The organism is Pyrinomonas sp., from assembly GCF_040289685.1.
Lineage (GTDB): Bacteria > Acidobacteriota > Blastocatellia > Pyrinomonadales > Pyrinomonadaceae > Pyrinomonas.
The window spans coordinates 49,084-69,993 of the sequence record NZ_PSLQ01000009.1 but is presented as its reverse complement, the minus strand read 5'-3'; the positions used below and the strand labels follow the sequence as shown (position 1 = coordinate 69,993).

20 protein-coding genes are annotated in these 20,910 nt (G+C 56.7%); 17 read left to right on the top strand and 3 right to left on the bottom strand.

Going from position 1 to position 20,910, the window contains the following annotated elements; genetic code table 11:
- Nucleotides 1–741: 741 nt before the first annotated feature.
- Both dnaN and dnaA read right to left on the bottom strand, forming a co-directional pair.
- Nucleotides 742–1,854, bottom strand: a complete 1,113-nt coding sequence (gene dnaN / locus C4334_RS03905) for a DNA polymerase III subunit beta (protein ID WP_352430773.1) — start codon at nt 1,852–1,854, stop codon at nt 742–744.
- 352 nt (nt 1,855–2,206) lie between these two features.
- On the bottom strand, nt 2,207–3,682 hold the full coding sequence (gene dnaA / locus C4334_RS03900; RefSeq protein WP_352430772.1) for a chromosomal replication initiator protein DnaA: 1,476 nt from the start codon (nt 3,680–3,682) through the stop codon (nt 2,207–2,209).
- Nucleotides 3,683–4,578: 896 nt separating this feature from the next.
- Between dnaA and rpmH the strand changes: the two genes are divergently transcribed.
- The 8 genes from rpmH to gyrB all read left to right on the top strand — a co-directional run bounded on the left by rpmH (nt 4,579) and on the right by gyrB (nt 13,062).
- Nucleotides 4,579–4,725 carry a 50S ribosomal protein L34 gene (gene rpmH, locus C4334_RS03895; protein WP_352430771.1) on the top strand — a complete coding sequence of 49 codons (147 nt, stop codon included), beginning with the start codon at nt 4,579–4,581 and terminating at the stop codon, nt 4,723–4,725.
- Complete coding sequence (gene rnpA / locus C4334_RS03890) at nt 4,722–5,099, top strand: ribonuclease P protein component (RefSeq protein WP_352430778.1); 378 nt, start codon at nt 4,722–4,724, stop codon at nt 5,097–5,099. Before rpmH ends, rnpA begins: the two co-directional genes overlap by 4 nt.
- A 79-nt stretch (nt 5,100–5,178) precedes the next feature.
- Entirely contained in the window at nt 5,179–5,388 is a 210-nt protein-coding gene (gene yidD / locus C4334_RS03885) for a membrane protein insertion efficiency factor YidD (protein WP_352430770.1), read from the top strand.
- A 67-nt stretch (nt 5,389–5,455) separates the two neighbouring features.
- The gene (gene yidC / locus C4334_RS03880; protein ID WP_352430769.1) at nt 5,456–7,276 is read left to right on the top strand and encodes a membrane protein insertase YidC; all 1,821 of its coding nucleotides are present in this window, start codon (nt 5,456–5,458) and stop codon (nt 7,274–7,276) included.
- Nucleotides 7,273–7,734: a Jag family protein gene (locus C4334_RS03875; protein WP_352430768.1), complete on the top strand. Its 462-nt coding sequence runs from the start codon at nt 7,273–7,275 to the stop codon at nt 7,732–7,734. Before yidC ends, C4334_RS03875 begins: the two co-directional genes overlap by 4 nt.
- Before the next feature lie 57 nt (nt 7,735–7,791).
- Entirely contained in the window at nt 7,792–9,162 is a 1,371-nt protein-coding gene (gene mnmE, locus C4334_RS03870; RefSeq protein WP_352430767.1) for a tRNA uridine-5-carboxymethylaminomethyl(34) synthesis GTPase MnmE, read from the top strand.
- 267 nt (nt 9,163–9,429) lie between these two features.
- Entirely contained in the window at nt 9,430–10,569 is a 1,140-nt protein-coding gene (gene recF / locus C4334_RS03865; protein WP_352430766.1) for a DNA replication/repair protein RecF, read from the top strand.
- A gap of 30 nt (nt 10,570–10,599) precedes the next feature.
- A complete protein-coding gene (gyrB, locus tag C4334_RS03860) occupies nt 10,600–13,062 on the top strand; it encodes a DNA topoisomerase (ATP-hydrolyzing) subunit B (RefSeq protein ID WP_352430765.1) in 2,463 nt (820 codons plus the stop codon).
- A 286-nt stretch (nt 13,063–13,348) separates the two neighbouring features.
- On the opposite strand, the gene C4334_RS03855 is transcribed toward gyrB, so the two are convergent.
- Nucleotides 13,349–14,512, bottom strand: coding sequence for an NAD(P)/FAD-dependent oxidoreductase (locus tag C4334_RS03855; RefSeq protein ID WP_352430764.1), 1,164 nt, complete (start codon nt 14,510–14,512; stop codon nt 13,349–13,351).
- A gap of 602 nt (nt 14,513–15,114) precedes the next feature.
- Here C4334_RS03855 and amrB point away from each other — a divergent pair.
- From amrB to C4334_RS03815, 9 genes are all read left to right on the top strand, one after another.
- Nucleotides 15,115–15,951 carry an AmmeMemoRadiSam system protein B gene (gene amrB, locus C4334_RS03850; RefSeq protein WP_352430763.1) on the top strand — a complete coding sequence of 279 codons (837 nt, stop codon included), beginning with the start codon at nt 15,115–15,117 and terminating at the stop codon, nt 15,949–15,951.
- The gene (gene amrA, locus C4334_RS03845) at nt 15,948–16,493 is read left to right on the top strand and encodes an AmmeMemoRadiSam system protein A (RefSeq protein ID WP_352430762.1); all 546 of its coding nucleotides are present in this window, start codon (nt 15,948–15,950) and stop codon (nt 16,491–16,493) included. Before amrB ends, amrA begins: the two co-directional genes overlap by 4 nt.
- Nucleotides 16,494–17,138: 645 nt before the next feature.
- Complete coding sequence (wrbA, locus tag C4334_RS03840; RefSeq protein WP_352430761.1) at nt 17,139–17,756, top strand: NAD(P)H:quinone oxidoreductase; 618 nt, start codon at nt 17,139–17,141, stop codon at nt 17,754–17,756.
- Nucleotides 17,757–17,888: 132 nt separating this feature from the next.
- Nucleotides 17,889–18,197 carry a rhodanese-like domain-containing protein gene (locus C4334_RS03835; RefSeq protein ID WP_352430760.1) on the top strand — a complete coding sequence of 103 codons (309 nt, stop codon included), beginning with the start codon at nt 17,889–17,891 and terminating at the stop codon, nt 18,195–18,197.
- 24 nt (nt 18,198–18,221) lie between these two features.
- Nucleotides 18,222–18,338 carry a rhodanese-like domain-containing protein gene (locus C4334_RS14780; protein ID WP_502943394.1) on the top strand — a complete coding sequence of 39 codons (117 nt, stop codon included), beginning with the start codon at nt 18,222–18,224 and terminating at the stop codon, nt 18,336–18,338.
- Nucleotides 18,339–18,559: 221 nt separating this feature from the next.
- A complete protein-coding gene (locus C4334_RS03830; protein WP_352430759.1) occupies nt 18,560–19,003 on the top strand; it encodes a MerR family transcriptional regulator in 444 nt (147 codons plus the stop codon).
- The gene (locus C4334_RS03825) at nt 19,000–20,196 is read left to right on the top strand and encodes a mercuric transporter MerT family protein (protein ID WP_352430758.1); all 1,197 of its coding nucleotides are present in this window, start codon (nt 19,000–19,002) and stop codon (nt 20,194–20,196) included. The genes C4334_RS03830 and C4334_RS03825 overlap by 4 nt, the downstream gene beginning before the upstream one ends.
- A 56-nt stretch (nt 20,197–20,252) precedes the next feature.
- Complete coding sequence (locus C4334_RS03820) at nt 20,253–20,609, top strand: heavy-metal-associated domain-containing protein (RefSeq protein WP_352430757.1); 357 nt, start codon at nt 20,253–20,255, stop codon at nt 20,607–20,609.
- Nucleotides 20,606–20,910, top strand: a 305-nt coding sequence (locus tag C4334_RS03815; RefSeq protein WP_352430756.1) for an FAD-dependent oxidoreductase, incomplete at its 3' end; no start/stop codon positions are given. The genes C4334_RS03820 and C4334_RS03815, both read left to right, overlap by 4 nt.

The window sequence follows — 20,910 nt, the reverse complement described above, 5'->3', positions numbered from 1 at the left end:
AATCTTTGCTGCGACAGCTTGCACGCGACGGATGAAAAACCCTACTAGGTAACTTTCCAATAGAGACATAGTAACTTTCCAATGCGTTGCTCAAATGCATGCCCGAAAGCCGCGAAGAACCGGCTAGGTCGTTTTCCTTGATGAGCGCGAAAACTGCCTAAAAATGTCCGCCGCGAGAACCTTGCTGAATCTGTGTGGTGGTTTTCGGGTGAAGCGAGTCCGACAAAACTTGCTCCAGTCGTTATGTTGAGCGGTAGTGAAAACCGGGCTTTCAGGCGTTACTTGGAAACAGCTCTTGTAAAGTCTACGGCGTGCGAAATAACGACTTGCCCCTTTGCCTTGCTTTGAAATGGAGGACTCGCGGCATGAAACGCCAGGATTCGGCGCTTACGTCAGCAAAGAGTCGAGTGCACCCTCCATGCCGCGCTTGCGACTCGTTGCGCATACAGACTTCTAGGCTTAAGGCTGGCAAAAATCGAGCGTGCCCGCTGCAAAGAGCGTGCAAAGATTTCGGTGCGGCGATAACATCGCGTCGCAAACACGGCGCGACGACGCGAGAAAAGCAAAAGATCGATTTTGGTGCGGCGATACCCCCCACAAAAACCCGCTTTCAGCTTCGTCTGTGATTCAAAATAAAGACCGGTTCTGGCGTTAACTCCTCTGCGCGTGCATCAAGTGGCTTGCGCAAGAGGAAACCAAATCAAAGGTTTCAGGAATCGCCGAGGACAGCAACGGCAGCTACTATGTCAAGCGCATCGGCATGACAACGTAACGGTAATCGTACTCTTGGTCATCAGTTGGGCGCAGTTGAGCCTGTGAGTTTGGGTCTTTGAACTCAAAGGCGACTTCTCCTTGGTCTAAAACTTGGAGGAAATCGAGCAAGTACTGCGCGTTGAAGCCGATCTCCAACGGTTCACCGTGGTAGTCAGTAACCAGCGTTTCCTCGCTTGACCCCTCTTCGGCTGTTTGCGCGCTGATCACAAGCGTCCCCGGCGCAAACGTCAACTTGATGGCGCGCGAGCGATCATCGGCCATCAAAGCGACGCGGCGAATAGCTTCAGCCAACGGAGCAGCCCCGAGGCGCACGCTCCACGGGTTGTTCTTGGGTATGACCATTTCGTAGTTCGGGAACTGACCGACCAACTTTCTTCCGATCAAAAAGCGCGGCCCTGCCTCGAAGAAGATGTGGTTCTGATCGGCCCACAGAGCGATCTCCCCTTCATGTGCAGACGCTATCCGCACCAGTTCGCTGAGCGTTTTGCGCGGAACGAGGGCATCTATGGGCACGCGCGCGCCCGTAGAGGTACGTCGTTCGATGAAGGCGAGACGGTGGCCGTCTGTGGTCACCATCCTGAAATCTTCGGGAGCGAGCGTGAACTTCGCCCCCGAAAGCGTGTAGCGCGATTCCTCCAGTGTGATGGCAAAGATGGTCCGTTCGATCATAGTGCGCAAGACCACGGCTGAAATCCGAATGGGGGAAGGTGCATCTGCCGTAGGGGGTTGCGGGAAATCCTCAGCCCGCTGTCCAGCAATGCGAAAGCGCGATGCGGCGCATCTGAGTTCGACCCAATCGTTGGCCTCGCGCCGAAAATGAACGGTCTGGTCAGGAAGCGAACGAACCACATCAAAGAGCTTGCGTGCGCCGATAAGCATTCGCCCTGAAGTTAATATCTCGGCCTCGGCTTCGCATCGCAAGGTTGTGTCCAGATCGGTCGCCCACAACCTTATGCGGTCGTTTCCAACCGATTCCACTAGTATGTTGGCGAGGACCGGCAGTGTGCTGCGCTTTTCGACAACGCCTTGGAGAAATTGCAGTTCTCTTTGCAAAGAGCCTTTGCTGATTGCGAATTCCATACCTTGCCTTTCCTTTCTAATTGAACTCGTCGCATGCTTTTTACTACTACTACTTCTATTTAACCACCTGTATATATATCTAGTAGTAGTAGTAGGGCCTGTGGAAATGTGGAAAACCCACTTAAATCATTGATACTGAAGAAGTTGTTTTCCACAGGCCCTGTGGAAAATTCTGTGGAAAACTCCGTTTCCTGTGGAAAACTTTTACCTCTCACAAAGTTTTCCACAGTTTCCACAGGCCATTTTTCGCTGGACCTGTGGAAATGTGGAAAACTCAAAGTTAAGTTGTTGAAAATAAAGCTTCTGTATTAAAATCATACTGTGGAAATCTTTTCTCCGTTAAAACCTTTAATTATTTGCAAATACTATCAATTATGTCGCTCACCACCCTGTGGAAATTTTGGTCTTTCTCGACTAAGGCTTCAATCTTCTCCACGGAGTGGATGACGGTTGTGTGGTGCTTTCCGCCGAACTCACGTCCGATCTCTGGGAAGCTGTGTTTTGTCAGCTTCTTACACAAATACATGGCGATCTGGCGTGGCACGGCGATTTGTCGTGAATTGTTTTTAGATTTTAAATCTTCGACGCGCAGCTTGTAGTATTGTGCCACGGCGCGTTGGATCTGCTCAATGGTGATTCCCGCTGGTCGTTCGTCCTCGGCGATGTTGCGAATGGCATCTTGGGCGAGCATGATCGAGATCGGCAGTCCGCGCAAGGACGAAATGGCGACGAGACGCACGAGCGAACCTTCCAGTTCGCGTATGTTGCTTTTCACTTTGCTGGCGATGAAGAACGCGACGTCGTCTGGGAGTTCGACGCCATCGAGATCGGCCTTGCGTTTCAAAATGGCGACCTTGGTCTCAAGATCGGGCGGTTCAATGTCAGCGATCAAGCCCCACTCGAAGCGCGAATGAAGCCGCTCTTCGATCATCGGAATACCGCGCGGCGGGCAATCGGAGGTGATGACGATCTGTTTTTGTGCGTCGTAGAGGGCGTTGAAGGTATGGAAGAACTCTTCCTGCGTTCGTTCCTTGCCGGCCATGAATTGGACGTCGTCCATGAGGAGAACGTCGATGAAACGGTACTTCTCGCGAAAGGTCTGCACTTTGTCGTAGCGAATGGCATTGATCAGTTCGTTCATGAAGCGCTCTGCCGAGATGTAAGAAAGGCGCAGGTGGCGGTTACGCTCGCGAATGAAGTGGCCGATGGCATGCATGAGGTGCGTTTTGCCCAGCCCTACGCCACCGTAGATGTAAAGCGGATTATATGTTTTGCCCGGCGATTCGGCTACGGCCAAGGCCGCTGCATGGGCGAACTGATTGCATGAGCCGACGACGAACGTCTGGAAAGTGTATTTGGGATTGAGCGATAGCTCCAGAGGTTCAATGTCGACGAACGTGGTCGCACCTGGCATCAGCCCCTCGGCCTCGGCTGCTTCAAGCAGCGGAAGAAAGCTCGCTCCCTTGCTCTTTGGAAGCACGACCTCCCGCACGCTCTCTTCGGAGAGGGAGAAAGACCCATCGTCATAAGAGAGCAGCGCTTCGTCCATGGATTGCTCAAGGGAGTCCTCATCCTCAACCTTCCAATCGACATGATAGGTTGAGAGGTTCAGCTCTTCGAGCGAGGCCCGCAGGATATCTGAATAGTTAGAACTGACCCAGTCCTTGATAATTTGATTGGGAGCACACAGGCGCAAGACATGGCGTGTTTCGTCGCATCCGTCGAAACGGATCGGACGAAACCAAGTCTCGAAACTTTGTTTGTTTAAACGCTTCTCGATCGCGCGCAGAAGGTCGCTCCAAATTCTCTCCTCGACGGAAGTGTTCATGATTCCCTCTCCTTCAGTGATCGAAAACCACAACGTCGAGTCGCGTATGAAAAAGATACGACTCTTAAAGAAGATCGCTCAAGCTCTTCTTTGATGTCTGTGGTTGAAGCCGTTGAAAATCCTGTTTTTGACCCTCTTTTAAAAAATTTGATAAAAGTTTTCCACAAGTTTTTCCACAGGGCTGTGGAAAACCCGATGGATCTTAAGGTAGAACTTTAAGTATTTTATTTTCAATGGTTTACAAGTTTTCACTCGTCTGAAAACGGCGCGGAGACTAGCACATCTCAGTGGAAAAGGCAAGTGGTTTTCCACAGGTCAGAAAGAAATTTCCAGTTGCTCTGTTCACACGAAGCGATTACCGCGGACTTTTCTGCTTGCAAGGCACCTCCCATAAAAACGAGAACCATTTTCGGACACAAAGAACGGAGGTGACGCAGACCGCACAACCCGCAACCTCCAAGGCGATTTGGTGCTCGGAGCTTCGACGAAATGTTTTCGGGGCCTTATTTGATCTCCCGTGTCTTAAAGCAAGAAGCTGGCGCATGGCTTAACTCGTTCATGCGCTTCCGTGAAAGATCATCTTCGCTAGCGGACTTTCCCCTCTCGACGAGTTCGATTCACCCGCGGGTTTCGGAGCGAGAGTTCTCCCTTGGAATCACGCTTTTTGCGAGCTTATCACCGACCAAGTTACGGTTTTAAGTTCGAGTCAGGCCGCGGCGTTGACGGGTCAGCGTAGAGGCAGGAAGTTCGGACTCTTTGCTCCTTTGGTCGCGTGGTCGCGCCCGTACCGAACTCTCGTTCCAGACCATTGCGAAAAGGGGCCGGTTTCTTGACAGTGGGTTTCGCTACCAGTTACTCTTTATGCTTTTCGGAAAACGTTCAAGGAATGGAAGATTATGCCAAAGCGGACTTTTCAACCGAACAACCGTCGGCGGGCGAAGAAGCACGGGTTTCGCCTTCGGATGTCGACCAAGAAGGGGCGCTTGGTGCTCAAGCGTCGGCGCGCCAAGGGGCGCAAGAGGCTCACTCCGAAACACTACTGAGATACACTCTTCCGAGGTCGGCGAGGCTCAGCAGCTCGGCAGATTTTCGTCTGGTCTACTCTTCTGGTCGCCGCTACGACGGGCAGTATTTGACGGCCTTTGTTCGACGCAACGATTTGGACCGGCATCGTCTGGGCGTTACCGCTTCGCGGCGGGCAGCACGCCGCGCCGTTGAGCGCAACCGGTTGAAGCGGCTGTTGCGCGAGGCTTTCCGGTTGAGCCGGAGGGATCTCAACGGTCTGCGTTGGAAATACGACTGGGTGCTCAATGCCAACCGGCTCCTGCTGGAAGCAAAAGTTTGGCAGCCACTTGAAGACCTTAGGCGCATTATCGCTCGAGTTGCCGAGCAAGAGGAGGGCAAAAAGCGCTGCTGAGCACGCGAACAAAACGAGCGAAAGGGCTTGTTACGTTGATTGCCGAGCGCCCGTGAGGCGTTGGTCGCGTTCGAAACTCGTGAGACATCTCCTGATAGCGCTTCTAGATTTTTACAAGGCGGCCATCTCGCCGCTGCTGCCGCCAGCTTGTCGCTTCATACCAACTTGCTCGGAATACATGCGCGAAGCGATCGTTCGCTACGGGGCGTGGCGCGGTGTGTATATGGGAGTGCGGCGACTCTTGCGTTGTCATCCTTTTTGCGCTGGTGGATACGATCCAGTTGAGTAGCCATGTGCATCAAAGCTCCGGTGCCACCTCTTGTTGGGCGGTGCCGCAGTGAGCCCAGAAAATTCCGATGGAAACCAGAAGATTCATACTCGCTCTCGTGCTTTCTGCAGCGGTGCTGATCGTTTGGGAATATATGTTTCGCCCGCAAGCGCCGCCGAAACCCTCCGCCCAACAAACCGCTTCGGAACCGGCGGCTCCTCGACCTGAGCCGACGCTGGAGAGCGCTTCGTTACCTGTTTCGCCTGTTGAAACAAGTCGCCCGCGCTCGATCACCATCTCGACGCCGCTCTACGAAGCGAAGTTCACTAATCGCGGTGCCGTTCTCGAAAGTTGGGTGCTCAAAAAGAACAAGGACACGGGACGCCCGCTCTATTCGGTTGGCAAAGACGGAAAGCAACCTTTGGAACTGATCTCGCCCGTCGGTTTAGAGCGGGGCGAGGCGCCGTTGCAGGTTCAAGTCGATGACAAGGCGTTGAGCGATCTTCTCAACCGCAGCACCTACACGGTAGGCGGCGTGGATGGCGAAGCGGACGCGCGCATGGAGCTTCAACCCGGCCAGACGCTACGCCTCGATTTCATTCTGCGTGATGAAAGCGCCCGCGTGGAAGCGGTCAAAACGGTGGTCCTTAACGCAGATAACTACGGGTTTGATTTCGCGCTGAAGATCGTGCGCGACGGACAGACTCTTCCCGAAGCGCGCCTCGCCATCGGTCCGAGCATCGGGGATCAAGGCATTCCGCATTACACTTTTTACTCCGTGCCGCCCGAAGGCGTAGCCGTCGTCAACGACGAGGTTCAACGCGTTCATGCTTCCGCGGTCCACAAGGATCACGGCGACCGCCAAGCTTTTCAAGGTCGAGTCGATTGGGCTGGCGTCGGCGATACGTACTTTGCCATGGTCGGCGTCCCACAGCGTCCTGCGACGGGGGTGGAGTATCGCACTTCGAGGTACGAGCATGAGGCCAACGGTCAGAAAGAAGAGCGCTTTTTGATCACCGGACTGCTCGACGTTCCGGCTGATGGCACGGCGTCGAGGTTTTACGTCGGACCAAAAGACCATTACCTCTTGCAGGAAGCGAGCGCAACGGTGAGCAGCGCCGTCGGCCGCACGGTGGATCTCGAAAAGCTGATCGACTACGGCTTTCTCGCCAGCATTTCGCGTCCGCTGGCAGTGCCTATCCTTTGGTCGATCAAACATTTGTATGGGTGGACGGGAAGCTACGGCGCAGCCATCATCATTTTCACTGTCATCATCTATTCGCTCTTTTTCCCGCTCAAATGGCGCTCAACCAAATCGATGAAGCGGGCGCAAAAGCTCGCGCCGCGCATGAAGGAGTTACAGGAAAAGCTGAAGCGCTTGAAGCCGGAAGATCCGCGTTACAAGGAGCTCCAGATGGAGCAGATCAAGCTGATGAAAGAAGCGAACTTTCTCGGTGGTTGCATGCTGCTCCTCATCCAAATGCCTTTTCTGTTTGCGCTCTATCGAGCCATCACCATCTCGCTCGACTTTCGCCAAGCCTCATTTCTCTGGATGCCAGATCTATCGGCAGCTGACCCGCTCCACATCCTCCCCGTTTTGATGGCCGCATCGCTCTTCGTGCTTCAGATCGTGACGCCCACGCCCTCCAACGATCCTGCGGCGCGCATGCAACGGAACATGATGGCCGTAGTTTTGCCCGTGATGATGCTTTACATGCTCTGGAGCGCGCCTTCTGGTCTATTGGTTTACTGGTTCGTCGGCAACCTCGTCGGCTTCGGTCAACAACTCGTCATCAATCGTATGCTAAAATCCGAAGACGACGAGCCGCCGCCGACTGAAAGGGAAGAGGTTACAGCTAAAGGAAAAGGCGGGCGAGCTGCTTCGCCTGCTTCAGCCGCTGCGAGATGAACGAGATAGGACGAAAGGCAGAAAGGTTCTTGAACGATCTTTTCCGCTGCGCTGGCTTTGAGTTGCGCGCTTACGCTTCTGCCTCTGCCGAGGCTTGTGCAGTGGAGATCACCGGCAAAGATGAGCACCTTCTGCGCAGCGAGGGCGGCCAACTGCTTTACGCGCTGGAGGATCTCCTCAACCAGATTTTTCTCAGCTCGCTTCCAAAGGGAGCACGAATCATCTGCGATTCGCACGGTTTTCGTGCTGAGCGCGAAGTGGAACTGCGCGCTATGGCTCAACATGCGGCCATGCGAGTTCGCTCCACTGGCGCGCCGTTCATCTTCGGCCCGATGAACGCCAACGAACGGCGCATAATCCACTTAGCCCTCGCTGGCAACGAAGACCTTATCACCGAGTCCTTTGGCGAAGGCCAGCAGCGTCGTCTCAAAGTGAGTTTGAAACGAACCGCGACCTGAGAGCGTCTGAATTGACTGCCGAGCCAACCGTCGGATTGGCCTAAGCGCCCGCCTACAATGCAAGCAAGCGATACCATCGTCGCCGTCTCGACGCCGCCCGGACGGGGCGGCATCGGCATCATCCGTTTGAGCGGCCCGCAAGCGCTTGAACTGGCGGGCAAACTCCTGCGCAGGCCAAATTTCGAGCCGGAACCGAATCGCGTCTCGCTCCGTGTTCTGCGCGATCCGGGGACGGGCGAGGAGTTGGAACGCGCTCTTGTCACATACTTTCAAGCTCCGCGCTCCTTCACGGGCGAAGACGTGATTGAGTTCAGTTGCCATGGCTCACCGGTTCTCTTGCTTCAAATCGTGGACGCGCTGCTTCGGCTCGGAGCGCGCGCAGCCGAGCCGGGAGAGTTTACCTTGCGCGCCCTTGCAAATGGCAAACTTAACCTGAGCCAAGCTGAAGCCATCCGCGATCTCATCGAAGCGCGAACCACCGCCGCCGCGCGTCAAGCTGCGCGGCAAATGGGCGGCGAGCTTTCCGCCCGCTTGCAACCTTTCAAAGAGACCTTGCTCGAAATCATCGTCCCGTTGGAATCATCGCTGGAATTCGTTGAGGATGACCTGCCCAATGTCGAAATCGAACGATTAAGCGCGCGGCTTTCTGATCTCATTCGCATGGTAGATGAACTGGCTGCGACTTTTCGCGCTGGAAGGTTGCTCAAAGACGGCTTGAAGGCAACCCTGGTGGGGCGGCCTAATGTGGGTAAATCTAGCATTTTCAACGCTTTGCTTAAACAAGATCGGGCCATCGTGACGGACCTTCCCGGGACCACGCGAGATGCTCTGAGCGAGGTGATCAACCTTGAAGGTATTCCCGTCCTTCTCACAGACACAGCGGGCGTGCGCGAGTCTGCGGACGCCATCGAGCGCATAGGCATCGAGCGCACTCGCCGCGCCATCTCTGACGCAGATCTGTTGCTTGTTGTCGTGGATGGCTCTGAACCTTTGACTGCAGAGGATCAGGAGCTGATCTCGGAGGTTGCCGAAAGCCCCCACTTGATCGTCGCTAACAAGTGCGATCTGGGAAGCTTCTCGCTACAACGGTTGCTGCAGGTAGTGACCGACGGCGTGGAAGTCATTGCCGTTTCAGCCCGCACTGGACAAGGACTGGAGGATCTGCGGAAGGCCGTGTTGCGTTCCTGTTCGGCGCCCGAAAATTCGATCGAAGGGCTTCTTTTGACCAACGCTCGGCATTACGATTTGCTGCGTCGCGCAAGCGATTCTCTGAAAGCTTCGCGAAAACTTCTAGAGGAAAGCGCAAGCGAGGAATTGGTTTTGGTTGGCCTTTACGACGCGCTGCGCTATCTCGGCCAGATCACTGGGGAGACGACTCCTGAAGATGTACTAACTCAAATCTTCTCCACCTTTTGCATTGGAAAATGACTTCTTTCTCTCGCCACGCTCGGGAGCGACAAAGACGCGGATCCTTAGTCAACATACCGCGCAGGTGCGGAGCGTTATCGGTTGAGGCGAGTACGACAAGAAACTTGCGCTGGTCGTCATGTTGAGCGGCAGTGAAGACCGGGCTTTCAGACGTTACTTGCTATGGAGTTAGGATCTTACAAAGAATAGGAACAAGGTGGCGACTTGATTGATTTCCAGCCACGTAAATCGTGTGTAGAGTTATGCTAGTATGATAGAATTTCAGCCATGCTGCTTGAATCCCTTGAAATCCACCAGTTCAGGAATTTGGGCGGCAAAGTCTCTTGGAGCCCGGGAATAAACATCATCTTCGGCGACAACGGGCAAGGGAAGACCAACTGGCTCGAAGCCATCTACCTTCTAGCCACGACGAAATCTTTTCGTACCCAGCGGCCGCAGGAAGCGATCCGTTTCGGCGCTGATTTGGCGTTCGCGCGCGGGCGCATCCAACGCAGCCGCGAAATCCACCGTGATTTGCAGGTCACGCTTCAAGGGAAGACCAAACTGCTTTTCGTCAACGGCAAGCGCGAAACAGTAGCCAACTACGTCGGGCAGCTCCACGTCGTTGCTTTCACGTCCGAGGAGTTGGAGATCGTGCGTGGCGCGCCGGAAGCGCGTCGGCGCTTTCTTGACCGCGGCGCTCTTTCGCTTCACCACGCTTACTTACAAACGCTCGCCGATTACGGTCGCATCATCAAGCAGAAGAACCGTCTGCTGCAAATGGTTGCCGAGGGCAAAATGGGCGACGAGCGGGCGCGCGCAGAGATCTCGCCATGGAACGAGCAGCTCGTTGAACTGGGCGCGCAAATACATGCTGCGCGCACGGATTACGTCGCGCGCCTCAATGCCGTGCTTGAACGGAAACTCTTCGGCCGCGAAGAGATAACAGTTCGTTACCTCTCGTCGTTGGAAGGCAAAGGCGACGCGCGCGACTACCGCGCGTTGCTGGCCGAAAGGTTGGAGAAGCGCCTGCCCGCCGAAATAGCCGCCGGATATTCGCTCGTCGGCCCCCATCGAGATGACCTCGAGATACTGTTTGACGGACGGGACATAAGGGCTTTTGGCAGCGCCGGCCAACAGCGTAGCGCGTTGATTACGCTTGATTTAGCGGCGATCTCGGTGTATCATCTATGGCACGGCGAGTATCCGCTCTTGCTGGTTGATGACATCGATGCAGAACTCGACCGGAAGAGGATCGGTAGTCTGTTGGAGCATCTGGAGGGGCGAACGCAAACCTTTGTCACGACCTCCAAAGAGGCTCTCGTTCAAGAGATCCGCGCACACGCCTCGTTGTACGAAGTAAAAGAAGGTCTTATCCGCCCTTCTTCACCGCGGGCGGTGAAGGTTGGAGTCTGCGAGGGGAGCTGAAGCGCGTTCAACGGTAACAGGAATTCGGAGGTGAGACGAGAATTGGCGACGAATATCAAGGACATCAAGGAAGAAGCGGAAAAATACGATTCCAGTTCCATTACGGTGCTTGAAGGGCGCGAGGCCGTACGCAAGCGCCCGGCGATGTATATCGGTTCAACGGGCGAACTCGGGCTTCACCACTTGGTTTATGAAGTGGTCGATAATTCGGTTGACGAAGCGCTCGCTGGCTATTGCGACACGATTGAAGTGACGATTCATCTGGACAATTCCGTCACGGTCGTCGATAACGGACGAGGAATCCCCGTTGATTATCACAAACAGGAGAAGCGCTCGGCGGCTGAAGTCGTCATGACCAAGCTTCACGCCGGCGGCAAGTTCGACTCCAACGCCTACAAGGTTTCAGGCGGATTGCATGGCGTGGGCGTCAGTTGCGTCAACTTCTTGTCCGAATGGTTGCGGTTGGAGATTTGGCGCGACGGTAAGACTTGGGAACAGGAGTATCGCCGCGGCATTCCCGTTGCTCCACTGGTCGCGACCGGAAAGACGCGCCGACGCGGGACCAAGATCACTTTCAAGCCTGATCCGGAGATCTTTGAGACCACCGAGTTTAGTTTCGACCGCCTCTCCGAGCGCTTGCGCGAAAAGGCCTTTTTAAACAAGGGCATTCGAATCACCATCACGGACGAGCGCGAAGAGCCTGAGCGGCGGCACGAGTTCCATTACAAGGGCGGCATCGCCGAATTCGTTCGCCACCTGAACAAGAACAAGAACGTTCTGCACGATAAACCCATCTATTTCGAGAAGCGGGATCCGAATCTTTCGATCGAGGTCGCCATTCAGTACAACGACGGCTACGACGAAAAGGTCTATTCCTTCGCCAACAACATCAACACGGTGGATGGCGGAACGCATCTGTCGGGTTTCCGCTCGGCGCTAACGCGCACGATCAACAATTACGCGCAATCTTCCGGCTTGGCGAAGAACTTCAAAGGCTCCTTGACCGGCGACGACGTGCGCGAGGGATTGGTCGCCGTCATCAGCGTGAAACTGCCGCAACCGCAATTCGAGGGGCAGACCAAAGGCAAGCTTAATTCGGATGTCAAGGGTGCGGTTGAATCCTTTCTGAACGAAAAGCTCGCCGAATATTTCGAACAGAATCCAAGCGTTGCGCGCCGCATCGTCGGCAAGGCGATCGACGCCGCACGCGCCCGCGAAGCGGCGCGCAAGGCGCGTGAGATCGTCCGCAAAAGCGCGTTAAACGTGACTAGTTTGCCCGGCAAGCTGGCCGATTGTCAGGAGCAGGATCCGGCACTGTGTGAACTTTACATCGTCGAGGGCGATTCGGCGGGCGGCTCGGCCAAACAAGCGCGCGACCGTCGCAACCAAGCGGTGCTGCCGTTGAAAGGCAAGATCTTGAACGTGGAGAAGGCGCGGTTTGACAAGATGCTCTCGCACAGCGAAATCAAGACGTTGATCACCGCGCTCGGCACAGGGATCGGCAAGGATGACTTCGATATCAATAAATTGCGCTATCACAAGGTCATCTTCATGACCGACGCTGATGTCGATGGGTCGCACATTCGCACGCTGTTGCTCACTTTCTTCTACCGGCAGATGCCGGAATTGATCGAACGGGGTCACATCTACATCGCGCAGCCGCCGCTTTACAAGGTCAAGCACGGCAAGCGCGAAGAGTACATCAAGGACGAGCGGTCATTAACCCGCTACTTGATGAAGATCGCAACCAACGACGTCAAGGTGAAATCGGAAGGAAGCGGCGCTGTAATCGAAGGGCGAGACCTAGCGCGTTTGCTGGAACAGACGGCGGAGTTTCGCCGCTATTTTGATAAGACAGTGCGTCGTTTTGGGGGTGACGACCAGCTTCTACGGACGCTGCTTGAGGCGTTGGCTGGAAAGCAGGGCGTGCTGCGCCGCAAGCGTGGCCTCTCGCTACGCGATCTGTTCCAAGAGCGAGAGGGGAGATTGATGGCGAAGGTGGAAGAGGCGCTGGCCAAAGCCGGCTACGAGACGGAGTTGACCACCGACGAAGAGCATGATCTATGGGAGATTGAGGTCAAAAACCGAACCGACGCACAGATCATGTTCGATTGGGAACTGGCCAGTCACGTCGAGTTCCAGAAGACGGTCGAACTCCATACGATACTCGAAGACCATCTCGCCTCGCCTTTCACCGTTCAGCAAAACGGTTCGCGCGAGAGAGTCGCCTCGCGCGAAGAGTTGCTCGAAAAGGTTTTGGCAGCGGCCAAGAAGGATCTGACCATTCAGCGTTACAAGGGGTTGGGCGAGATGAATCCAGAGCAGTTATGGGAAACGACGATGAATCCGGAAAAGAGAACGCTGTTGCAGGTCAAGATAGACGACGCGGTGGAGACGGACCAGCTCTTCACGATCTTGATGGGCGATGCGGTCGAACCGCGCCGCCGCTTCATCGAGGAGAACGCGCTCGACGTGCGCAACCTTGACGTTTGACGAAGAGAGCGCGGGCCAACGGGGGGCGCGCGATGCAGGCAAAACTTGCGCGTCGCGTTTGAAGCGAGCGAAGAAGAGCCTTTGCCGAGTCGCTCAAGCATCCGATGCGGATTGGCAGATCGCTCGCCCCGCTCTTTGCGAACATAACGCAGCCACGGGACGCTGGTCGAAGTGCCGCTCACAGTTTTCTCGCTCTGCTCTTTCGAGCATAGCCCTTTCGGAACGACAACCGATCGTTTGAAAAACGAGTCACGGGATCGGTTTCCTCATCTCTTCGTTCGAGACATCAGTCGAAAGGCCAGAAGAAGCGTCGGAACAGCGTTCGTTTGAGATCGACGTAGCCTTGATCGCCGGCGATCAACTCGCGCAGCGTGCGTCGCACGCCGCGGTGCGCGCGTCCCAATTCGATCATGCGTTCGGAGAAGGGCGCGCCCAAAAGGTCGCCGTAGAAACGGCGCCGCATCTGCGCCGCGCGTCGCAACTGTTGCCCAAAATCTTCGCGCCAGCGTTCCTCGTAAGAGCGAGCGGCATCTTGCGCCAGGCTTTGGGCAAACAGTTCCGCCGATCGCAGGGCGTAATAGATCCCTTCGCCCGTCACTGGATCAGCGAAACCGGCGGCGTCGCCAAGCAGCGCCCACCCATCGCCGACGGTTCGCCGACGATCCAGCGTCTCGGCGCTCAGTCCCGGAATGCGCGCGGCGTAACGCACCAGCGGGAGTCGATCTATATCAACCGGGGGTTCTTTCGATGCTGCGCGCGGATTGTAGTAATCGACGATGAAGCGACGAAGATGATTGTCAAGCGCGTCGTGATCGAAACCCTCCTGACCCACTGCGATGCCGAAGCAGATATGGTCGAGCCGCGGAAAGGCCCAAGCGTAACCGGCCCATCCGGGCAGAAAAGAGATCACCGTCGCGACCTCGCGCGTCAGTGGACCGCGATAGCCGAAGGCGACCTCCATGTCGGCGTTGGCGATGCGTTCGGCGAGACGTCTGGCGAAAGAGCTGTTTGCGCCATCGGCGGCCACCAAAAACTTCGCTCGCAAGACCGATCCTGATTTAGCGCGTATGGTCCATATCCTTCCATCGCGGGCGAAATCACTGGCTCGCGTCTTGAAGATCTCAGCTCCGGCTCTTTCGGCTCGCAGGCGAAGGTAGCCATCGAGCGCACGGCGCGAGTAGATGGCGAAGGGCTCGCGCAAGCGGAGAGGCAATCTTTTGCCGCTCGGCGAGATCATCTCGACGCGCGTGATGGTGCGCGACGGAGCGTTCAATAGATGCGGCCACGCGCGCAGCGCCTTGGAGGTTACGCCGCCGCCGCACGCCTTTGGTTCCTTGTGCGGGCGGCCATCGAAGAGCGCGACGCGCGCTCCGGTGCGTGCGAGAAGTTCGGCGGCGAACGATCCCGCTGGACCAGCTCCAACGATCGCGATGTCGAACAAAGCGTTCATCTATCTCGACGGAAAAGTAGCCGCGGCGCTTGCTCAAAGGCGACGCACGACTGTGGAACGAGTTTCAATCCCCTTTTCGTGCGACAGCCGTTTTAGCTTCGCAGTTAGCTCACCACCTCTCGGCCATTTTGAAGCTCGACGCGAGGCGCGCTGCCTCGTTTGATGGTCCCAATCTTTCAAGGCGCGCGCTTTTCTCTCAGACGCTTCCAACCCATTCATCAGTGCCGTTCGAGTTGAGACCGACGGCGAGTTTCGCATTTCTCCTACGCTTGAGCAACTCCTCCTATGCGAGCGATTGCGCGTCCGGCTTTGTTCGGTTGGAGACGAAGCCTTCTCAATAAAGACGTTGCGCGGAGCTTCATCGCCGAAATCTTGCCTGAGCTTCGCGTCGGGAACTATCTGGAGACTGGTCCAACCAGATTGCGCCCTTCGATTCGCCACCGCACTGTGAGGCTGTTTCGGCGACGGCTCCCTAAAACCGCGCCCGGATGTTTTGTGCCGACCAATGTTTTTTCGCTGAAGCTTTTTCGGTGGCGACTTTCGGGCGGCCTTTGATAAAATCTTTTACAGGGCGAAAATCGGGATCTTTCGAGGAGAGGAAGATGACGGCAAGCGGTCTGGTCTTTGTCGGCATCGCTCCGCATCCGCCGATCATGGTGCCGGAAGTCGGGCGCGAGCACGTTGCGCAGGTGGAAGGCTCCGTTGCGGCGATGCGTGAATTTGCGCGCCGCATCATCGCCAATCGCGCCGAGACGGTGGTGATCGTCTCGCCGCATGCGCCGCTTCAGCCCGATGCGTTCGTCGTCTATGCCGACCAACAGGTCCAAGGGGACTTCGCTGCTTTTCGCGCGCCGCAAGCGGAGGTGCGCGCGCTCACTGATCGCGCGCTGCTCCGCGCGGTTCAGGAAGTTGCCGCCGAGCGTGGCTACCGCATCGTGCCGCTTCGCGGCTACAGGCTCGATCATGGGACTGCAGTGCCGCTTTACTTTTTACAAAGAAATGGTTGGCGCGGGCGCGTCGTCGCCCTCGGTTACACCTTTCTCTCCAATGATGATCACATGAGGTTCGGTGAGTGCCTACGACGCGCAGCGGAAAAGGTGCGTCGGCGTGTCGCCCTTGTGGCGAGCGGCGATCTCAGCCATCGCCTCAAACCGGACGCACCGGCGGGATACCACCCGCAAGCGCGCCTCTTCGATGAAGAGATCACCGCGAGCATTCGGACGTGCGCGCTCGAAAGGATACCTGACATGGATCCTAACTTACGTCGCATCGCCGGCGAGTGTGGTTACCGTTCAATGCTCGTTTCGATCGGCGCGAGCCGCGATCTTCCGCGCAAGTGCGAGCTGCTCCATTACGAGGCGCCCTTCGGCGTCGGTTATATGGTCGCGCAGATCTGCTCGCTCTCGTCGGATGATGGCGAGGAGCACGGCGAAAAATGACTGCCGCCAGCGCAAAGTACTGTTTGGTTTCCTTGGCGCGTCAAGCCGTCGAGGAATACCTCGTGCGCGGACAGGTCATTAGACCTCCAGCAACGGCCCGGTTGGCGCGTGCTGCCTGCTTCGTTTGCATCAAGACGCTTGATGGAAAACTGCGCGGATGCATGGGAACGGTCGAGCCATCTCAGCCAAGTCTTGCCGAAGAGGTCATCGCCAACGCCATCAATGCCGCCACGCGCGACCCGCGTTTTGCGCCCGTCTCCGTAGAAGAACTCCTGTCGCTACGTTTTTCAGTCGACATCTTGTCGGCACTCGAACCGACCACGCTCGATGGACTGGACCCGCGAACCTATGGCCTCTTGGTGGAGAACGAAAGTCGAACCAAACGAGGGCTGCTCTTGCCGGCCATCGAGGGCGTCGAAACGGTCGAACAACAGCTCGCCATCGTCATGCACAAGGCTGGTCTGCAGGGCAATGAACCTTTCCGTCTCTACCGCTTCACTGTCCAGAGGTTTCGCGAAGATGAACGAAACGGGGCTCCTTAAAGAATCGCCCAACGGCTCGGCAGGCCGCGCCGTTGCACGGCTGCAGGCGAAATAAAAAATCCGCTGCATACGCGAGAAGCATGCAGCGGGCAAGATCCACAGGAGGAAAGGAATTTTATTTTGCGCCAAAAACGCCCGTGTGTCAAATCGCGCCACGAGACCTCTTGTCGATCGCAAAGGCTCCTCCAAAAGCACTGCGCCGCAAAAGAGTGCGCGGTGCGATGACGGTTGAAAGCCCACCATGAGGAAGTCGAAAATCTTTGCCTCTCGGATCGCGTGCGCGCTGGTCGCGTCGCGCTGTTGAAAGCCGACGGCGTCAAAAGTCTTTGCGACGATATGCGGCTTCAGATACTCCACACCGCGCATCATCTGTTGAAAGCCGACGGCGTCAAAAGTCTTTGCGACTTTGTGGTTCGCGCCCGTTCCATTCTCCCCCTTGTTGGGGGCCGACGGTGACGGAAGTCTTTACACTGCTCGGCGGTCCATGCTACAACTCGCCTGAAGCGAACCGACTTCAAAGCAGGCAGATCATCGAGCCGGGCCTTTGTCAGGGGCGGTCCGCTCTTTGAGCCGGGCCTTTGTCAGGGGCGGTCCGCTCTTTCGAGGAGAAGTTTGTTGCGACAAATTTCGGCAGGAGGTTGAAGCATGGCAGTCAAGGTTCAAGTTGTCTTCTACAGCATGTACGGGCACGTCTATAAAATGGCCGAAGCCGTGGCGGCTGGGGCTGGGGAGGTCGAGGGCGCAGAGGTTTCGCTCTATCAGGTGCCGGAACTCGTGCCCGACGAGATATTGGAGAAGACCGGAGCTAAAGCAGCGAAAAAGGCTTTCGCTCATGTTCCCATCGCGCGGCCCGAGCAACTGGCAGAGGCCGATGCGATCATCTTCGGCACACCGACGCGCTTCGGCAACATGTGCGCGCAGATGCGCAACTTTCTCGACCAGACCGGCGGTCTATGGGCCAGTGGCGCGCTCATCGGCAAAGTCGGGAGCGTTTTCACTTCCACGGCCTCGCAACACGGCGGACAAGAGACGACCATCACGAGCTTTCACCTAACGTTGCTTCATCACGGCATGATCATCGTCGGTGTCCCTTACTCGGAGCAGCGACTGCTCAACATGAACGAGATCACAGGCAGCAGCCCGTATGGTGCCGCAACCATTGCGGGCGGCGACGGCTCGCGTCAGCCGAGCGAAAACGAGCTCGCCATCGCTCGTTTTCAAGGGCGGCATGTGGCCGAGATCGCACGCAAACTGGTTCGATGATCAAGCGTTGGCGAAAGGGGCTTTCAGGAGTAAGATTATTCGCGTTCGGAGAAATCACCGCGCCATTCGGGGGGCGTTTGGGGGTAAGGCTGTTCACGTTGCCGAGATCGTCTTTAAGGAGGATGGCGGAAGATGAAACGTTTCATTGCTTGTGGGTTCTTCGTGGCGTTGTTTTGCGCGCCGATCGCTTTCGCGCAGCAAGGCGAAGCGCGCAGACAGAAGCCAACCAGACCATCCGAGGTCGAACGCATCGCGGTGGAAGAACTCAAGGAGAAGATCGCCAAAGGTGAGCCAGTGGTCATTCTCGATGTGCGCGCTGGAGCAGCTTATGACTCAAGCGACCAAACGATCAAGGGCGCGCGCCGCATCGCTCCCGATGAGATCGAAAAGCGCTTGTCGGAGCTTCCCAAAGATCGTGAAATCGTCACTTTCTGCACTTGACCGAGCGAGGGGACGAGCGCCCGTGTGGCGTTGACGCTCATCAACAACGGTTTCACGCGCGTGCGCGCGCTTAAGGGCGGATGGGATGCGTGGGTCGCTGCTGGTGGACCGGTTGAGCCGAAGAAAAAGGAAGCGCCCTGAGCGAAATCCGTTCAAGCTAAATCTCGTCTTGGGCCGAACAGCGCGGCTTGAGCGGCGTCGGCATAGGCTCGATGGCGCTGGCGACGAAGGCGACGCTCGACGCCAGCGCTCAATTCGCCGCTTTCGCCCCCGTACAACCGTTCCTATCCTTTCCTCTCATTGCCAACTTCATTTACGCGCTTGACTCTGGAGTGCGGTCGAGGGTGTAAACGCTTCAACGGATGAAGAGGAGGTTCCCTGCATCAGAACTGCTGATCGGGGAAGTAGCCGCACGTGCCGGTGTGAGCGTGGATACGATTCGCTACTACGAGCGACGTCGGCTGCTCCCTCCCGCTGCGCGCACGACGGGAGGCTTTCGCCTCTTCAAAAGCGACGTGATCGCGCGCGTGCGCTTCATCAAGCAAGCGCAAAGCATTGGTTTTTCGCTCGAAGAGATCGCCGCATTGTTCTCTTCAAAAGATAGCATCTCGGAATGTCAAAAGATGCGTGATCTTCTGCAGGTCAAGATCAAGGAGCTCGACGAGCGTATCGCTGAGCTACGTCGAATGCGGCGCTTGCTACATCGCTACCTAGATGAGTGCGAGCGCGAGTTGCGGCGCCACGGGAAGGTGGCCGAGTGCCCGGTCGTCGATGAGATCAGCCACACGAAGGAGGGAAAAGGATGAAAAGAATGAAGCGAGAGGATATAGCCATCGGCGGGGCCATCATCGCCGCGCTGGCAGCGAGTCTTTGCTGTGTTGGACCTTTGCTCTTCGTCTTGCTTGGCGTGGGCGCGTTCGGCGCGGCGACTGTGTTCGAGGCGGCGCGCCCTTTTCTGCTCGCTGTTGCCGTATTATTGCTGGCTTTCGGTTTCTACCGCGCCTACGTTCAGCCGCGAAGAGTCTGTTCGTCTGGTGAATCTTGTGCCGTCCATCCACCGAGCGGGAAAATGCGTTTCGGTTTATGGCTGGCGACCATTGCGGTGATCGCTTTCGCTCTCTTGCCGCGCTACGCTGGCCAGCTCGTCGAACGCTGGCAGCAAAGCGCACAGCCAACCTCCCTTTCCGAACAGAGCGTAACGCTAAGGATCGGTGGCATGAGTTGCGCAAGCTGCGCGACTACGGTCAAGCTTGCGCTCGAAGGTGTGGCGGGAGTGCATCAAGCTGAAGTCAACTTCGATCGCGCGGAGGCGGTCGTCAAATATGACCCGCGCCTTGCGCGAGCGGAAGATCTGATCGCTGCGGTACACAACAGCGGTTATTCCGCCGAGATTATCGAAACGGCCGCTAGCTTAAGTTCTATGGGGCAACGAGCGGAGGAAGCCTGTTGTACGACCGTTAGAAGCCTTCGGGAAGGAGACCAAATGAACGATTCGGCGGCAGCGGTTCAGTATTCGAAGGATCTCGACAACTTGCGCGCGCAGTTTAATCGGGATAGGGGCCGCGTCAGGCTCATCACGCTTCTTTCGCCGACTTGTCCGGGTTGTGCTGAAAAAGGGGTGAGCGAGTTGCGCGATAAACTTCTCGCGAAGATCAACAGCGATGATCTTCGGCTGTACGTCGTCTGGGTGCCGGCGCTTCCGACAGATGATGAGGGCAAAGTGCCAGCAGCCGCGATGCGGCTAACCGACGGGCGCGTTCGTCATTACTGGGACGCGCACGGCGAGATGAGGACCATCTACCAGCGTTTGATGAACATGCGTGAGCCGGCTTGGGACGTTTACTACGTTTACGACCGCAGCGCTGAGTGGGGCGCGGAGCCGCCGAAGCCTAACTACTACACGCACCAGCTTCGTTCTCTGCCGCCGGAGTTCATGCTGAACGGGGACAAACTCTCTTCGAAAGTGAACGAACTGATCGCCGCTAGGGCGCGAAGCTAGAAGAAGCCGTTGCGGAACGTTGACGCTCTCAAAAGATGGATAAGGAGGTTACACCGATGAGGTACGTCAAGATACTTTGGATCGCTCTACTAACGACCCTGCTTAACGGAGCAGCGGTTGCGCAAAGCGGCGGAGAGCTGCTCGTCAAAGAGAAGCGCGACCAAGCGACGCTCAACTCGAACCGCTTTCGTTGTTCTTCTTGTGCGACGCGCGTGGTCGAGGCGCTCAAAAAAGAGCGCGGCGTAACAGAGGTGCGCGTCGAGGGCGAAAAGCCCCCGATCAACGTTGTGGTCCGATTCGACCCGCGGAAGACGAACGCACGGCGCATCGGACGCGCGGCCAAGCGCGCGCTCGAAACCGATCCGCACGATCGTTTCTCCGTCAAGTTGCGCTACGAAGAGGAGGGCCGATGAGCGAGGCGAAAAGTTACGATCTGGTGATTTTGGGATCGGGTTCAACCGCTTTCGCGGCGGCGCTTCGCGCGCAAGAACTCGGCAAAACAGCCGTCATGACAGAGGAGCGAACCATCGGCGGCACTTGCGTCAATCGCGGTTGCTTGCCATCGAAGAATTTGATCGAAGCGGCGCGAATCATCTACGATGCGCGCCGCCCACGTTATCCGGGCCTTGAGCCCGTCGAGTTGACATCCTCCCCACGGCGCGCAGCCGGGGGATTCTCGGAGGTGATCCGAGATGGTTCGCGCTTCGTCGGGTG

Excerpts from the sequence above, each read along its gene's own strand:
- dnaN (WP_352430773.1), bottom strand. The coding sequence starts at position 1,854 with ATGGAATTCGCAATCAGCAAAGGCTCTTTGCAAAGAGAACTGCAATTT.
- dnaA (WP_352430772.1), bottom strand. The coding sequence starts at position 3,682 with ATGAACACTTCCGTCGAGGAGAGAATTTGGAGCGACCTTCTGCGCGCG.
- rpmH (WP_352430771.1), top strand. The coding sequence starts at position 4,579 with ATGCCAAAGCGGACTTTTCAACCGAACAACCGTCGGCGGGCGAAGAAG.
- yidC (WP_352430769.1), top strand. The coding sequence starts at position 5,456 with ATGGAAACCAGAAGATTCATACTCGCTCTCGTGCTTTCTGCAGCGGTG.
- C4334_RS03875 (WP_352430768.1), top strand. The coding sequence starts at position 7,273 with ATGAACGAGATAGGACGAAAGGCAGAAAGGTTCTTGAACGATCTTTTC.
- mnmE (WP_352430767.1), top strand. The coding sequence starts at position 7,792 with ATGCAAGCAAGCGATACCATCGTCGCCGTCTCGACGCCGCCCGGACGG.
- recF (WP_352430766.1), top strand. The coding sequence starts at position 9,430 with ATGCTGCTTGAATCCCTTGAAATCCACCAGTTCAGGAATTTGGGCGGC.
- C4334_RS03855 (WP_352430764.1), bottom strand. The coding sequence starts at position 14,512 with ATGAACGCTTTGTTCGACATCGCGATCGTTGGAGCTGGTCCAGCGGGA.
- amrB (WP_352430763.1), top strand. The coding sequence starts at position 15,115 with ATGACGGCAAGCGGTCTGGTCTTTGTCGGCATCGCTCCGCATCCGCCG.
- amrA (WP_352430762.1), top strand. The coding sequence starts at position 15,948 with ATGACTGCCGCCAGCGCAAAGTACTGTTTGGTTTCCTTGGCGCGTCAA.
- wrbA (WP_352430761.1), top strand. The coding sequence starts at position 17,139 with ATGGCAGTCAAGGTTCAAGTTGTCTTCTACAGCATGTACGGGCACGTC.
- C4334_RS03835 (WP_352430760.1), top strand. The coding sequence starts at position 17,889 with ATGAAACGTTTCATTGCTTGTGGGTTCTTCGTGGCGTTGTTTTGCGCG.
- C4334_RS03830 (WP_352430759.1), top strand. The coding sequence starts at position 18,560 with ATGAAGAGGAGGTTCCCTGCATCAGAACTGCTGATCGGGGAAGTAGCC.
- C4334_RS03825 (WP_352430758.1), top strand. The coding sequence starts at position 19,000 with ATGAAAAGAATGAAGCGAGAGGATATAGCCATCGGCGGGGCCATCATC.
- C4334_RS03820 (WP_352430757.1), top strand. The coding sequence starts at position 20,253 with ATGAGGTACGTCAAGATACTTTGGATCGCTCTACTAACGACCCTGCTT.